Here is a 15,324-nt window from a genome sequence, read left to right on the forward strand (position 1 = left end):
GGCCTTACTGTGTTAAGGTAAGTTTCTTATTGCTTTTTTTGAATTAATACACATAAATGAAATAAAGTGTTTAGAAATTTAACAAATAGCTTAAACAAATAATTTATAAAAAAAACGAGGAAAAATCGAACATGTGTTTGAAATAGTGAAAAAACATGTTATAATAAATAAAAAATTTGTAGATTTTAAGAAGGGGAATATATGAAAAATAAAATTGTGATAAAAGGAGCTAAGGAACATAATCTTAAAAATATTGATTTAGAATTAGAAAGAGACCAATTTATTGTTTTTACAGGCCTAAGTGGTTCAGGAAAATCCTCCTTGGCATTTGATACAATTTATGCAGAAGGACAGCGTCGTTATGTAGAATCACTTTCTTCTTATGCGAGACAGTTTTTAGGGCAGATGGATAAACCAGATGTGGAGAGCATTTCTGGCTTATCACCTGCAATTTCTATTGATCAAAAGACGACTAGTAAAAATCCACGTTCTACTGTAGGAACAGTGACAGAAATTTATGATTATCTAAGACTTCTTTATGCAAGGATAGGGATTCCACATTGTCCTAAGTGTGGTAAGGAAATTAAAAAACAGACCATAGATCAAATAGTAGACATACTGATGGCACTAGAGCCCCGTACTAAGTTACAACTTTTAGCACCTATTGTAAGAGGAAGAAAGGGACTTCATGAAAAAGTACTTGAGCATGCTAAAAAACAAGGGTATATTAGAGCACGTATTGATGGTGAAATCTATGATTTAACTGAAGAAGAAATTGTATTAGATAAAAACAAAAAGCATACTATTGAAATTTTAGTGGACCGTATTGTGATAAAAGAAGGAATTGAAAAACGTCTAACGGATTCCATTGAGACAGTTATGAAGCTAACAGGTGGTTTATTACTCGTCGATGTTGTTGGGGGGGAAGAGCTACACTTTAGCCAAAATTTTGCTTGTTCAGACTGTAATATCAGTATTGATGAAATAGAACCTCGCCTTTTTTCTTTTAATAACCCACATGGAGCTTGTCCGGCTTGCACAGGCTTAGGAGAAAAATTAGAACTAGACCCTGAGCTAGTTATCCCTAATCCCAATTTAACTTTAAGACAAGGGGCCATTGCTGTTATTGGATGGGGGTCTATAGGAAATCAAGATAGTTTTGCCTATGCTTTATTTCAAGGATTAATGCAAAGATATTGTTTTGATTTAGATACTCCCTTTAAAGATTTACCACCCAAAATACAACATATTATTCTTTATGGAACAGGCCATGAGACCATTCAGTTTACTTTTGAAGGAGAATATGGAACAAGAAATTATGATTATGCCTTTGAAGGTGTATTAGCCAATACACAAAGGCGTTACAAAGAAACCAATTCACAAAGCATGAAGGAAGAATATGAAAGCTATATGACAAGCATCCCTTGTAGTAGCTGTAAGGGGGCACGTTTAAAGCCAGAAGCCTTAGCGGTTACAGTAGGAGATAAGAATATTGACACTATTACCAGATTAGCTATTGGAGACTTAAAAGATTTTTTTGATCATATAGAGCTCACAGAAAGGCAACAGCAAATCGGGGAATTAATATTAAAAGAAATTCATGCCCGATTGGGTTTTTTAGTAGATGTTGGTTTAGATTATCTGACTCTTTCACGTTCCTCAGGAACACTTTCAGGAGGGGAGGCACAACGTATTCGTCTAGCCACTCAAATTGGTTCAGGTTTAGTAGGTGTACTTTACATTTTGGATGAACCAAGTATTGGCCTACATCAAAGAGATAATGATCGTTTGATTGAAACGCTTATCAAGTTAAGAGATTTAGGAAATACCCTTATTGTAGTAGAGCATGACGAAGAGACCATGCATGCAGCTGATTGGATTGTGGATATTGGGCCAGGGGCTGGAGAACATGGTGGAGAAATCATTGCATCAGGTCCCATTGAAACCATTACGGCATGTGAAGCTTCTGAGACAGGTGCTTATTTAAGTGGGCGTAAGAAAATCCAAATACCTGAGAGAAGGCGTAAAGGAAATGGCAATTTTTTAAAAGTTATTGGAGCTAAGGAAAATAATTTAAAAAATGTCAAATTGGAATTACCTCTAGGTACGTTAACTTGTATTACAGGTGTATCAGGTTCAGGGAAAAGTACGCTGATTAATGAGATTCTTCTCAAACGTTTGGCACGAGATTTAAACGGAGCCAAGTTAAAGCCTGGTGACCATGAAGAGATTTTAGGAATTGAGAACCTAGATAAGGTTATTAATATCGATCAATCACCTATAGGACGTACACCACGTTCTAATCCTGCCACTTATACGGGGTTATTTGATCCTATTCGTGATTTGTTCTCCCAGACACAGGAAGCTAAGATGAAGGGGTATCAAAAAGGCCGTTTTAGCTTTAATGTAAAAGGTGGGAGATGTGAAGCTTGTCAAGGGGATGGCGTTATTAAAATAGAGATGCACTTTTTGCCAGATGTCTATGTACCTTGTGAAGTATGCAAAGGTAAGCGTTATAACCGAGAAACACTAGAGGTGAAATACAAAGATAAATCCATTGCAGATGTACTGAGCATGACGGTAGAAGAGGCTTTACATTTCTTTGAAAATATTCCTTCTATCGCACGTAAGCTTCAGACACTTTATGATGTAGGACTATCTTATATTCGATTAGGACAACCTTCAACAACCTTATCAGGTGGAGAAGCACAGCGTGTTAAATTAGCAACGGAGCTGAGTAAGAGAAGTACAGGAAAAACCATGTACATTCTAGATGAACCAACCACCGGTTTACATTTTGCAGATGTGCATAAACTTATTGGTATTTTAGAACGTTTAGTAGAAGGTGGCAATAGTGTGGTTGTTATTGAGCATAACTTAGATGTGATTAAAGTAGCTGATTATATTGTGGATTTAGGACCAGAGGGTGGTCATAAAGGTGGGACTATTATAGCTAAAGGAACGCCGGAACAAGTTGCTAAAAATAAAAAATCTTATACAGGACGGTTTTTAGAGAAATTACTATAGTGTTTTATTTAGCATAGGTAAAGTTTATATTTGTTCCAAAACCAAATAAAAAGTCGCCTACTGAGTTAGGGTCAGTAGGCGACTTTTTATTTAGCGTACATTTGTATTTAAATAGATGGTACCATTAGATGTATAATCGCAAATCTTAGTACTTGTTGCAGAGTCATAAATATATCCCTCAATAGCATCATACTTATCAAAATCGTATTCGATATCTTTAACGATTTCTTTAAATAGACGATCTTTTAAATAGGTTTTACTATCACCAGAGAGATTATTCCAACTATTAACAAAATCATTACCATTTGGTTTAAGGTTAGTAGTTATTTTAAAGGTCAGAGTATCTCCTCTACTGTTTTCAGAAAGCTCAATAGACGTAATAGGAATATTAAAACCAATATAATTAATAGCAGTATAGGCTCTTTCTAATTTATCCTCTAAATCATCCAAATCAACATAAGATGTAAGCTCAAAGGTATAGCTACCAGATTTAGTATATCTAAAGCTTGCCCTTTCTATATCTTTATTAGTTTCTTCAATGGTTCCACGGATTTCAATGTCAGAGTGAGCTTGTGCAATATCATAGCACATGTCTTTGATGAATTGTTTAAGTTTACCTTCGGTAATTCTATTATAAGCTTTTTCGTCATAACGTTCATTGTAACCTACAGTTAATTCTAAACGACCAGAAACAAGGCGTAAATCTATTTCCCAATCCACATCATAATCTTCATCATAGGTATTTCTAAGCTTGTCAAGTGTTGCGCTAACAGCAGATGTACCAATATTCGTACCACTTGTACCAGAGCCTTTATAGTTTTCCAGTTCTTTTTGTGCAGCTGCTAGTTGTTGCTGTAAAGAAACAATTTGTAGGTTTTTATCAGCAATTTGTGCGGCAAGATCTGTTGAAGTGACATTGCTACTTGTTAAAATAACCGTATTGTTAGAGAAATCCACACCTGCACCTAAGATTTCAGCAATACCTCTTAAAGGTACATAGGTACGGTCATTTACAATAAAGGGTTCCATATCAGAACTTAAGGTTTTAGTTGTTCCATTGTAAACAATTTTAATATTGTTATAATAAGCTTTTAGATTTTTAGTACCAGTTGAAGCATTAAGAGTTGTTCCCAGTAATAAAGTGCCAACAGCTAATGTCAAGCAGACTAGCTTAAGATGTTTAGCTTTTTTCATTGAATACTACCTCCTAAAATTTTGATTCAGTATAAAAAGATATTTTTATATTTGTTTATACCAGTATATAAGAAAAAACATAACATTTCAATGAAGAAGTACCAAAAGATGTATTTTTTAACAGAAATGAAATGCTATAGTAATATAGAAGCTATGGTATAATAAATAGATAAAATAAAGAAGTAAGGAGAAAATATGTTTGATATAGCTGAAGAACTTAAGAAGCTTCCTGACAAGCCAGGCGTTTATTTAATGAAAAATGATAAGGAGCACATTATTTATGTAGGTAAGGCTATTAATCTTAAAAATAGGGTTCGCCAATATTTTCAAGATTCTAAAAACCATTCTATTAAAGTCGTAAAAATGGTTTCACATATTGCTTCTTTTGAATACATTGTTACACGTTCTGAAATGGAAGCATTAATATTAGAGTGTAACTTAATTAAAAAATATAGGCCTAAATACAATATTCTTTTAAAGGATGATAAACAGTATCCTTATATTAAAATCAACGTACAAGAAGGTTTCCCACGGATGCTTGTAGTAAGAAATAGGAAGAAGGATGGAGCTAAATATTTTGGCCCTTATACAGATGCTCAAGCTATGTGGGAGCTTGTAGACATTATAAAAAGCACGTGGCCCTTACGTACTTGTTCTAGAAGTTTGCCGAGAGATATAGGAAAGGAAAGGCCTTGTTTAAATGGACATATTGGCAAGTGTCTATCACCTTGCAATAGTCAGATAGATGAGGAGGCTTATGGCAAGATGGTGCAAGAAATAATCAGTTTTTTAAGTGGAAAATATGGTGAAGTTATTAAACGCTTAAAGAAAGAAATGGAAGTTGCTTCTGAAGCATTAAATTTTGAGCGTGCAGCTACATTACGTAATCAAATAAGTGCTATACAAAAACTTGAGCAGAAACAGAATGTCACGATGAATAACATGCTAGATCAAGATGTGATAGCTTTTGCCAAAAGCCCAGAAGACACACTTATTCAAGTTTATTTTGTACGACAAGGTAAGTTAGTAGGGAGGGAGCATTTTTATTTAGAAGACACACAAGATGAAAAGATTGAAACTATTTTTAGAGATTTTGTAGTACAATTTTATGCCAATGCTACCTTTGTTCCAAAAGAAGTTATCATTGAAAGAATACCCGAGGAACTAGAGGTTTTAGAAGAATATTTGAGTAACAAAAAGGGCTCTAAGGTACAGTTAGTGACACCAAAAAAGGGCGTTAAACATGGACTTTTAGAATTAGCAAGTAAAAATGCTGAACTAACCCTTGGACAGTTTGGTGAACAAATCAAAAAAGATGAACAGCGTACAAAGGGAGCTCTTTTAGAAATTCAAAAGGCGTTAGGTCTTAAGGAAATACCGTATCGGATTGAAGCTTATGATATCTCTAATACTCAAGGAATTGAATCAGTAGGTGGTATGGTCGTATTTGAAGGGGGCAAGCCTAAGAAAAGTGATTATCGTAAGTTTAAAATAAAAAGTGTAGTTGGTCCTAATGATTATGGGAGCATGGAAGAGGTATTAGATAGGCGTATTGCCCGTCTTATAAGTGAAGAAAAAGAGAATAGTTTCAGTAGAATGCCAAATACTATTTTTATGGATGGAGGAAAGGGGCAAGTAAGTAGCGCTCAAAAGATTTTAGACAAATATGGTTTAGACATTCCTGTTTGTGGCATGGTGAAAGATGAGAAACACCGAACAAGGGGACTACTTTATAAAGGGGAGGAAGTTCTTTTACCAATAGGAACAGAAGGTTTTAAATTAATTACGCGCATTCAAGATGAAGTTCACCGATTTTCTATTGAATACCATAAAACTTTACGAAGCAAAGCACAAGTTCAATCTGTTTTAGATACTATTAAGGGAGTAGGTAAAGAACGTAAAAAACTTCTTATGAAGCATTTTAAGAGTATAGAGAATTTGAAAAAGGCATCAGTAGAGGAAATTAAAGAAGCTGGAATACCTAATCAAGTAGCAGAGAGTATTTATAGGTATTTTCATAAATAAATATTCAAACAGGTTTAGGGGTGTTATAATAGGACAAGAGATTAAATGAGATGAGGAGGAAAAAAAGTGTATTTTGTAACTGTCAGTCAAATTAAGGAGCATTTTAAACTAGAAGTACTTACTCCTGATATTGACTATAAAAATAGAAAAATTACGGAATGTGATGTAAATCGTCCAGCTCTGCAATTAGCAGGATTTTTTGATTATTTTGATCCTACTAGGCTTCAAATCATTGGTAAGGTAGAGCATACTTATTTGGAGAAGGTAAGCCAAGAAGAACGTGCTCAAAAGATTAGACGTCTTATGAGCTATAAAGAAATACCTTGTATTGTCATTTGTCGTGAAGAAATTGAAGCTTTTCCAGAAATGTTAGAGTGTGCGAAAGAAAATGGAATTCCTATTTTTAAAACAGACCTCCCTACTACTAGCTTTTTAGCAGAAGCGAATCGTTGGCTCCATGTAGAGCTAGCACCACGCATCTCTATGCATGGAGTGCTGGTAGATATTTATGGGGAAGGAATCCTTATTACAGGGGAAAGTGGTATTGGTAAAAGTGAGACAGCCCTTGAGCTTGTTAGACGTGGTCATCGCTTAGTGGCTGATGATGCAGTAGAAATTAAACGTGTATCAGCTAGCACACTTTTAGGTTCTGCACCGGAAGTCATTCGTCATTTTATCGAAGTACGTGGTATTGGGATTGTAGATATCAAACAAATTTTTGGTGTAGGTTCTGTTAAAGAAATGAAAAATATTGATTTAGTTATTAAGCTAGAGTTATGGGATCAAAATAAGCAATATGACCGTTTGGGACTAACGAATGAGTATACAGATATATTGGGGATAAAAGTAGTGACCAATGCTATTCCAGTAAGACCAGGAAGAAATATTGCTATTATTTGTGAGACAGCAGCCATTAACTTTAGACAGAAAAAAATGGGTTACAATGCTGCAGAAGCATTGAACAATAGAGTGATGAGTAATTTGCAAAAGAATAATTTTAATTAAGGGGGACCAAGATGTACTATATTGGTGTGGATTTAGGTGGAACAACTATAAAAGTAGGCCTAGTAGATGAAAACTATCAAATAATTGAAAGTATAAGTGGACCTACTAAAAGGGAAAGAGCACAAGAAGAAGTATTAAAGGATATGGCTATGCTTTGCAAAGAAGTTATGGCAAAAAGAAATTTAAGTGAAAAGGATATTCACTCTATCGGTATTGGAAGTCCCGGCATTGCCTCACCTACTGAAGGGATTATTTTGAGTTCAAGTAACTTAAACTTCAATCATGTAAATGTACGTTCAGAAATTCAAAAATATATTCATTTAGATGTTTATGTTGAAAATGATGCGAACTGTGCAGCCCTAGGAGAAGTAATGAGTGGTGCAGCAAAAGGGCAGAAAAATGTAGTAGTTGTTACTCTTGGAACAGGAGTAGGTGGGGGGATTATACTAGATGGTAAAATCTACAGAGGTAGCTTTTGTGGAGCAGGGGAAATTGGACATTTAGTTATTAAATTTGATGGGGGTCAACCTTGTGGATGTGGCAGAAAAGGATGTTGGGAGCAATATGCTTCAGCAACAGCACTTATTCGTGAAGCAAAAGCCATAGCAAAGGTACATCCAGAAACACAAATTCTTGCTTTGGCAAAGGATAAAGAAGTGGATCATATTAATGCAAAGAATGTATTTGATGCAGCACAAAGAGGAGATGTATTTGCTCTTGAGGTATTAGATACATATTATAGAAATATAGCTTGTGGTGTCACTAACCTTATTAATATACTAGAGCCTAATATGATTGTTTTAGGTGGAGGAATGAGTGCACAAAAGGAATATCTCACGGATCCTGTTACCAAATACGTTAAAGAAGAGATGTATGGTGGACTTCAACTTAAGACGCAAATTAAAGCAGCAACACTTGGCAATGATGCTGGTATTATTGGTGCAGCACTCTTGGGGACAACCCTATAAACTAAAAGATTACACAACTAGAGGAGAATCTATGCGTCATCAGTTATTTCAAGAGATAGAAAAGCAACGAGATGAGTTAAACGAATTGCTGCAAAGTCCGAAGGGAAAGCAGTATGATGTGATTGAGCAAAGTCAAAAACTTGATCAGCTTATTTTAGAATATATAAAACAACTATAAGAGAATTAAAAAGAAGGTTTAAATGACACTAAAAGTCAGTTAAACCTTCTTTTTTGGAAAATAGAACAGCATAGTAATTCTAGATAAACAGTGCTATAATACTAAAGATACAGCAAGAGGAGGAAAAAGTATGGAAAACAGTAAAAAACAAAGTTTAACTATCGATGTAAAATTTAAGGTTAAAGACGTTTTACGTTATAATATGTCAGTAGCATGGAAAAGTCTTACCAATAAAATCATTTGTCTTTTAGGGATAGGGATTTTAGTTTATTATTTTTATAAAATGTTTCATCGTACGGTAACTTTAGATGTATTTATTGCTCAGAATATACTTTATGTAATGGTACCTATTTTGATTTTTGTACTTATTCCATGGCGAGTGTGGAAAGTGACAGTAACTCAAATGCAAAATCCAGCTTTTGCTTATGGTGTAACCTACATTTTTACAGAGGATGCCATTACCTTAGATTTAGGAGAGGCAAAAGATGAAATGCCTTGGACAATCTTTGTAAGTATTGTAGAAACTAAAAATGATTTTCGTTTATTTGTAGATGACATACGCGCTCAACTTGTGCCTAAGCATAATTTGACAAAGGAACAAATAGTAACCTTTAAGGAATTGGCACAAAAGGCATCAACAACTGGTACTTGTAAATTTAAATAGCCCAAATGAGAGAAAGAAGGCATTCATGAAGAGACTATTTCACTTATCAACTACTCCTAAACAGTTAGAGTGGTTTGAGGAAGACTGGGAGCAAATCCAGCATTTTATAGAAAAACAATTGATAGATGGTATTGAATTAGGACTAACGTCTACGTATCCTATAGACCGCATTCCACAAGGACTTGTAGAGGGGGTACATCTTTCTTTTTATCCTATGTGGTTAGATTTTTGGCGAGGCGATACTGAAAAAGTGACTTCTATTTTGGGAAGCCGTGATGCACTATTAGCTTATTATGGAGGAGAAAAAAAAGAGGTGATGGTTACTTCTTATAAGGCTCAATATGAAAGGGCTAAGGCATTAGGAGCTAAGTATATGGTATTTCATGTGAGTCATGTGCTTATTGAGGACACTTTTACTTTCAAGTATGATTATACGGATGAAGAGGTAATGGAGGCGGCAGTAGAACTCATCAATACTGTTTTTGAAGATGAACAAGGTCCTACGCTTCTCTTTGAGAATTTATGGTGGCCAGGACTTAATTATATGGATCCTAAGCTTACAGCTTCTTTTTTAGATAAAATAACCTATCGCAATAAAGGATTTTTACTAGATGTATCTCATCTTATTTTGACGAATCCACAGATTAAAACAGAAGAGCAAGCTTATATTTACATTAAAAAAGTAGTAGAAGCATTAGGAACAACAAAAGATTCTATAAAGGGAGTACATTTGAATAAAACACTTCCCAAATATTACATGCAGCGTGATCATAGCTATATGCTTAAAAAATATCAGGAAGCAAAGCAAGGTTATGCAAGGGATACTATATTAAAAAATCATATTAGACAACTAGATGGCCATCAACCTTTTGATCATCCAATTGCTAAAAAGATTATAGAGCTTATTCAGCCTGAATTTTGTGTTTATGAGACAGCTCCCAATTCACGTCATGAACTTGCTTATTTTATTAAAAAACAAAATAAAGCTTTAGGTATTTTATCTTAAAGCTATAAAATAGCTGGCACAAAGTAAGATTTTATGTTTCTCATAAAGAGGATCCCATTACTTTGTGACAGTTATTTTTATGTAACTTTATAAGTATGTATTAACATTTAATATTTAATGTTTTACGACATATTAACACTAATTTAATTAAAAGATTGACACTAAAGTTAATCAAGTATATAATAATTTTGTAACATTTAGTTAATAAATAGAGAGAAAAATAAAAATAAACTATTGAGAGCAAAAGAGGAGGATTTATTGTATGGGATTACATAAGATGATTCTAAGCACCTTTTTAGCGGTTAGTGCATTGATGTTACCTAACATCGTTTATGGGCAAGCTTTTGGGAAGGTGAAAGCAGATACTTTAAATGTTAGAGAAAAACCCAATACTTCTTCACGTATTCTTCAACAAGTAGGGGAAGGGACATCTGTAGAAATTATTGAAGTAAAAGATGGGTGGTTTAAACTGCGTTTAAAGGATGATTCTATTGCCTATGTGAAATCAGAATTTATAGATATAGATCGTGTAGTAGCTAATGTTGAAGTAGCAGGTGGTTTAAATGTAAGAGATTACCCTTCCACAGATGAGGGAGATATTATTGGCAAGTTTTATTCAGGAGACGAAACAGGTGTGCAGTACAAGATAGGAGATTGGTATAGCATTCGCCAAGAAGGCTTTGAAGGCTATGTACATAAAGATTATGTGAAACAAGATTTGCTAGCCTATTTGCCAGAAAAGCCATTAGCTGAGGCAAAGCGTGTAACAGTGACTCAAGAACAAGTTACTCTACCTGCACAGGTAGCAAGTAAGAAAACGACTACACAGCAGAAGCAAACTATTACACCTGCAAGTGGTAAAAGTGGTGCAGAGGTTGTTGCTTATGCCAAACAGTTTGTAGGAAATCCTTATGTATATGGTGGAAACAGTTTGACAAATGGTGTAGACTGTTCGGGTTTTACACAACAAGTGATGAAGCATTTTGGAATAAGTATCAGTAGAAGTTCAAGTGCACAGTATGCTAATAACGGTTATGCAGTAGGTAAAAATGAACTACAAAAAGGCGATTTACTTTTCTTTGGTTATAAAGGTCGTGTTTCACATGTAGGCATCTATATAGGTGGGGGACAAATGGTACATGCATGTGATGAAAGAACAGGTATTATCATTAGTGATGCTTTCTCTAATAGCAAGCCATTTATTGGTGCAAAAAGGGTATTATAGGAATTGAAAGGATTATCTAATTAATAAGTTGAGTTTTTAATAAAAGCTTAGAAATAAATTATTAAAAAGGTTCTAGAATCTACTGTATTCTAGAACCTTTTTAACGAGAATAGGAAGTAAAAGAATAAGATAGTCATGTTCTATAAAAAGTGAATAAGTTAAAAATCTTTAAGGAGATATTGACAAATAGATCTATAAAGCATAGTGTAATCACATATTGATAAGAATAACAGAGAAAGAAATAGATAAATAATGAGAGAGGGTCAATGGGAAAATTAGAAGTTTAATCAGAGGAGAAGTAAAAGCAAATGCAACAAATAGATTTAACTGAAGGTAAAGTAATAAAAATTTTATTAGCACTGGCATTACCTATTATGGGAAGTTCATTTTTGCAGTTTACGTATAGTTTAGTAGATATGCTTTGGATTGGACATTTAGGAAGTAATGCTGTCGCAAGCATTGGTTCATCTAGTTTCTTTATTAATTTAGGCTATGCTCTTAATGCTCTTATTATGATAGGGACAGGGATCAAGGTGTCTCATTATATGGGGAAAGCAGATGTTAAAGGTGTTAAAGGCTACATCCACTCGGGGATAGTACTAAGTGCTATAATAGGTATTGGTTATGCTTTTATTCTTCTATTACTAGGGAAAGTGTTTATTGGTTTTTTAGGGTTAAATGACCAGCAGGTTGAACAGGATGCCTACAAGTATTTGGCATGGAGTGCACCTATGTTATTTTTCTCTTTCTTTAACAATGTTTTTTTAAGAGTATTTACGAGCTTAGGAAATAGTAAGAGCGCTTTTAAAATAAGTGCAGCAGGAGTGCTTTTAAATATTGGACTTGATCCTCTCTTTATTTATAGTTTGAAGGGAGGAATAGTAGGTGCTGCATTAGCAACACTCATTGCACAGGGAGTTATGTTTGGGCTATACTTAGTAATTGGAAAGGATTTTTTACTCTTTAATTGGAAAAAACCAGTAAATTTCAATAAAATGAAAGAAATCATTACACTAGGAAGTCCCATTGCCTTTCAGCGCATTTTGTTTACATTAATTAACATTATACTAGCTAAGATGATTGCTACTTTTGGCACAGATGCAGTAGCAGCTCAACGTATAGGTATTCAAGTGGAGTCTATAATCTATATGGTGACAGGGGGCTTGAATGGAGCAGTAGCTAGTTTTATTGGACAAAACTATGGAGCAGGAAAAGGAAAGCGGCTTTATAAGGGCTATCAGATGGCAATGGGCATAGGGATTGTTTATGCGGCGGTAAGCAGCTTAGTATTTATTTTTTTCTCCGAACAATTAGCTGGGCTATTTGTAAAAGAAGGAAATACCATTACCATTGCAGTAAGTTACTTAAAAGTCATTGCCTATTCGCAATTATTTAATGCTATGGAAATGGTAGCAAATGGCTTTTTCACAGGACTAGGTAAACCTAATATTCCAGCTACTATAAGTATCATTTTTACTGCTTTAAGGCTACCCATGGCTTATATAGGTATACGTTACCTAGGTATAGAGGGAATCTGGTGGAGTATTACCCTGTCTACATTCCTTAAAGGGAGCTTATTAGTGGGAATTGCTATGCCAGTAATAAAAACCATTAAAATGAATCAATAGGGATGGAGGTATAACGTGGTAACGAGAGAAGAATTTTTCTTTCCTTCTAAGGATGAAAAACATCTACTACATGCTTTTTTATGGCAAGATAGGCAAGTTAAGGCAAAGGGGATTTTACAAATTTCACATGGGATGATTGAATATATTGGGCGCTATGATGAATTTGCCACTTATTTAGCAAAAAGAGGATTTATTGTAGCAGGACATGACCATTTAGGACATGGACAATCCGTAAATAGTCCAGAAGAATGGGGTTATTTTACCCAAAAAGATGGAAGTCGTATGGTAGTAGAGGATATTTATAAATTAACAACTTTATTGAAAAAGAAGTTTAGTAGTCTGCCTTATTATGTATTAGGGCATAGTATGGGTTCTTTTATGATTAGACGCTATATGATGACTTATGGAAAAGAGATAGATGGAGTAATCATTATGGGGACAGGTAAGCAGTCTAAAGCTAATTTAATAGCAGGAAAAGCTATTACTACGATGATTAAAGCCATTAAGGGAGAACATTACCGTAGTCAGTTTATTGCAGATCTTATGTTTGGAACATATAATAAAGATTTTGGAAAGGATAAAAGAGGAAAAGAGTGGCTTACAAGAGAGGAGAGCTTTGTAGCTAAATATATAAACGAACCTTCTTGTAGCTTCTTATTTACATTAAATGGAGTAGAAACGCTATTAAACACCATTCTTTTTATACATGATAAGCATAATATTTCTAAACTTCCTAAGGACTTACCCATGTATATTGTTTCTGGAGCTAAAGACCCAGTTGGTAACTATGGAAAAGGGCCTAGGGCAGTCTATGAAGACTATAAAGCACATGGCGTAGAAGAAATTGTGCTAAAGTTATATCCAGAAGATCGCCATGAAATCCTTAATGAAAAGGATAGAGGGCAGGTGTATGAAGATATAGCTTGTCATCTTGAAGGATGGCTTGCTTTAAAAGAAAAGAGAATACTTTAAATCCAAATTGACAAACACTGTTTAGTTGGATAACATAAAACATATTTAACTAAAAAGGTATAGAAATGAAGAAGGAGAAAGAAGATGCAAAAAGCAATAAAGAAGGGAAATCCTTTGGCACTCTTGCCACTAGGTGTTTTTTTGATTTTATTTGTGGGGACAGGTATTGTAACAGGTGATTTTTATAAGATGCCCGTATTAGTAGCTTTTATGATTGCAGCAGCTAGCGCTTTTATATTAGGTAGAAAGCAAAGTTTAAATGAGAAGATTAATTTATTCTGTAAGGGCGCAGGAGATAGCAATATTATTTTAATGTGTATGATTTTTTTATTGGCAGGTGCTTTTTCCAATATAGCAGAGGCTATGGGAGGGGTAGAGGCCACTGTTAACCTTAGTTTATCCTTAATACCTCCTAATCTTTTAGTGGGTGGAATATTTCTTATTGCTTGTTTTATTTCTATTTCTATGGGAACCTCTGTAGGAACCATTACAGCATTAGCATCCATTGGGGCAGGTATAGCTCAGATGACAGGTATTTCTCTACCACTTATACTTGGAGCAATTGTAGGGGGAGGAATGTTTGGAGATAATCTTTCAATGATTTCAGATACGACCATTACAGCAGTAAGAACTCAAGGATGTGAGCTTAAAGATAAATTTAAAGTGAATTTCTTTATTGTCTTACCAGCTGCAGTTGTAACTCTATTACTACTTATTATCATGACAGGTCAATATGAAAGCATAGAAACAGAAAAATATAGTTATGAACTTATTAAGGTAGTGCCTTATGTAGCTATTCTAATAGGGGCACTAGCTGGACTCAATGTGTTTGTTTTATTAGGTGGAGGAACCCTTTTTGCTGGGCTGATTGGTGTCTTTACAGGAAGCTTTACTGTTTTTGAAGGTATTGAGGCGGTAGCAGCAGGGATAATGGGAATGTCAGAGATTGCTCTTTTATCTATTATTATAGGTGGAACCTTGGCACTTATTAAAGAAAATGGAGGAATCGACTATGTCCTTTACTTTATTACTAGTCGAATTAAAAGTAAAAAGGGGGCAGAACTTGGTATAGCAGCTCTTGTAGGTGCAGTAGATGTATGCACAGCTAATAATACGATTGCTATCGTGATGGCAGGGCCATTAGCGAAAGATATTGCTGAGCAGTATGCTATTGATCCTAGGAGATCAGCCAGTATTTTAGATATTTTCTCAGCTTGTTTTCAAGGCATTATTCCTTATGGTGCTCAGCTTTTAGTGGCAGCGGGACTAGGAGGAATTTCGCCAATGGAAATTTTAAGATACTTACATTACCCTCTCTTAATGGGACTTTGTGGTATTCTTGCCATTGTCTTTGGTTTTCCAAACTTAAAACCTAAAGAAAAAAATTATACTTAAAAAGTAATAAAGATTTTAAAAAGAGAGATAGGAGATA

12 protein-coding genes are annotated in these 15,324 nt (G+C 34.6%); 11 read left to right on the top strand and 1 reads right to left on the bottom strand.

What is annotated here, in order from left to right; translation table 11 throughout:
• Positions 1-201 precede the first annotated feature (201 nt).
• Positions 202-3,027: an excinuclease ABC subunit UvrA gene (uvrA, locus tag CS063_RS00775; RefSeq protein ID WP_099447814.1), complete on the top strand. Its 2,826-nt coding sequence runs from the start codon at positions 202-204 to the stop codon at positions 3,025-3,027.
• Positions 3,028-3,117: 90 nt separating this feature from the next.
• Here the strand turns inward: uvrA and CS063_RS00780 are convergent, their stop codons facing one another.
• The gene (locus tag CS063_RS00780; RefSeq protein ID WP_099447815.1) at positions 3,118-4,221 is read right to left on the bottom strand and encodes a copper amine oxidase N-terminal domain-containing protein; all 1,104 of its coding nucleotides are present in this window, start codon (positions 4,219-4,221) and stop codon (positions 3,118-3,120) included.
• Between the two features lie 195 nt (positions 4,222-4,416).
• On the opposite strand from CS063_RS00780, the gene uvrC reads away from it, so the two are divergent.
• The 10 genes from uvrC to CS063_RS00830 all read left to right on the top strand — a co-directional run bounded on the left by uvrC (position 4,417) and on the right by CS063_RS00830 (position 15,287).
• Complete coding sequence (gene uvrC, locus CS063_RS00785; protein WP_099447816.1) at positions 4,417-6,246, top strand: excinuclease ABC subunit UvrC; 1,830 nt, start codon at positions 4,417-4,419, stop codon at positions 6,244-6,246.
• 66 nt (positions 6,247-6,312) lie between these two features.
• Positions 6,313-7,251, top strand: a complete 939-nt coding sequence (hprK, locus tag CS063_RS00790) for an HPr(Ser) kinase/phosphatase (protein WP_099447817.1) — start codon at positions 6,313-6,315, stop codon at positions 7,249-7,251.
• 11 nt (positions 7,252-7,262) lie between these two features.
• Positions 7,263-8,219: an ROK family protein gene (locus CS063_RS00795; RefSeq protein WP_099447818.1), complete on the top strand. Its 957-nt coding sequence runs from the start codon at positions 7,263-7,265 to the stop codon at positions 8,217-8,219.
• Between the two features lie 31 nt (positions 8,220-8,250).
• Complete coding sequence (locus CS063_RS17520; protein ID WP_180270627.1) at positions 8,251-8,397, top strand: aspartyl-phosphate phosphatase Spo0E family protein; 147 nt, start codon at positions 8,251-8,253, stop codon at positions 8,395-8,397.
• Between the two features lie 130 nt (positions 8,398-8,527).
• Positions 8,528-9,061: a YcxB family protein gene (locus tag CS063_RS00805; RefSeq protein WP_099447820.1), complete on the top strand. Its 534-nt coding sequence runs from the start codon at positions 8,528-8,530 to the stop codon at positions 9,059-9,061.
• A gap of 25 nt (positions 9,062-9,086) precedes the next feature.
• The gene (locus CS063_RS00810) at positions 9,087-10,067 is read left to right on the top strand and encodes a TIM barrel protein (protein WP_099447821.1); all 981 of its coding nucleotides are present in this window, start codon (positions 9,087-9,089) and stop codon (positions 10,065-10,067) included.
• Between the two features lie 262 nt (positions 10,068-10,329).
• Positions 10,330-11,292, top strand: coding sequence for a C40 family peptidase (locus tag CS063_RS00815; protein ID WP_099447822.1), 963 nt, complete (start codon positions 10,330-10,332; stop codon positions 11,290-11,292).
• A 308-nt stretch (positions 11,293-11,600) separates the two neighbouring features.
• Positions 11,601-12,920: an MATE family efflux transporter gene (locus tag CS063_RS00820; RefSeq protein WP_099447823.1), complete on the top strand. Its 1,320-nt coding sequence runs from the start codon at positions 11,601-11,603 to the stop codon at positions 12,918-12,920.
• A gap of 15 nt (positions 12,921-12,935) precedes the next feature.
• On the top strand, positions 12,936-13,892 hold the full coding sequence (locus CS063_RS00825) for an alpha/beta fold hydrolase (RefSeq protein ID WP_099447824.1): 957 nt from the start codon (positions 12,936-12,938) through the stop codon (positions 13,890-13,892).
• Between the two features lie 84 nt (positions 13,893-13,976).
• Complete coding sequence (locus CS063_RS00830; protein ID WP_099447825.1) at positions 13,977-15,287, top strand: Na+/H+ antiporter NhaC family protein; 1,311 nt, start codon at positions 13,977-13,979, stop codon at positions 15,285-15,287.
• The last annotated feature ends 37 nt before the right edge of the window (positions 15,288-15,324 follow it).

It is taken from the genome of Sporanaerobium hydrogeniformans (assembly GCF_002735925.1).
Classification (GTDB): domain Bacteria; phylum Bacillota; class Clostridia; order Lachnospirales; family Cellulosilyticaceae; genus Sporanaerobium; species Sporanaerobium hydrogeniformans.

Excerpts from the sequence above, each read along its gene's own strand:
- CS063_RS00830 (WP_099447825.1), top strand. The coding sequence starts at position 13,977 with ATGCAAAAAGCAATAAAGAAGGGAAATCCTTTGGCACTCTTGCCACTA.
- CS063_RS00780 (WP_099447815.1), bottom strand. The coding sequence starts at position 4,221 with ATGAAAAAAGCTAAACATCTTAAGCTAGTCTGCTTGACATTAGCTGTT.
- CS063_RS00795 (WP_099447818.1), top strand. The coding sequence starts at position 7,263 with ATGTACTATATTGGTGTGGATTTAGGTGGAACAACTATAAAAGTAGGC.
- CS063_RS00810 (WP_099447821.1), top strand. The coding sequence starts at position 9,087 with ATGAAGAGACTATTTCACTTATCAACTACTCCTAAACAGTTAGAGTGG.
- CS063_RS00805 (WP_099447820.1), top strand. The coding sequence starts at position 8,528 with ATGGAAAACAGTAAAAAACAAAGTTTAACTATCGATGTAAAATTTAAG.
- uvrA (WP_099447814.1), top strand. The coding sequence starts at position 202 with ATGAAAAATAAAATTGTGATAAAAGGAGCTAAGGAACATAATCTTAAA.
- CS063_RS17520 (WP_180270627.1), top strand. The coding sequence starts at position 8,251 with ATGCGTCATCAGTTATTTCAAGAGATAGAAAAGCAACGAGATGAGTTA.
- uvrC (WP_099447816.1), top strand. The coding sequence starts at position 4,417 with ATGTTTGATATAGCTGAAGAACTTAAGAAGCTTCCTGACAAGCCAGGC.
- CS063_RS00820 (WP_099447823.1), top strand. The coding sequence starts at position 11,601 with ATGCAACAAATAGATTTAACTGAAGGTAAAGTAATAAAAATTTTATTA.
- CS063_RS00815 (WP_099447822.1), top strand. The coding sequence starts at position 10,330 with ATGGGATTACATAAGATGATTCTAAGCACCTTTTTAGCGGTTAGTGCA.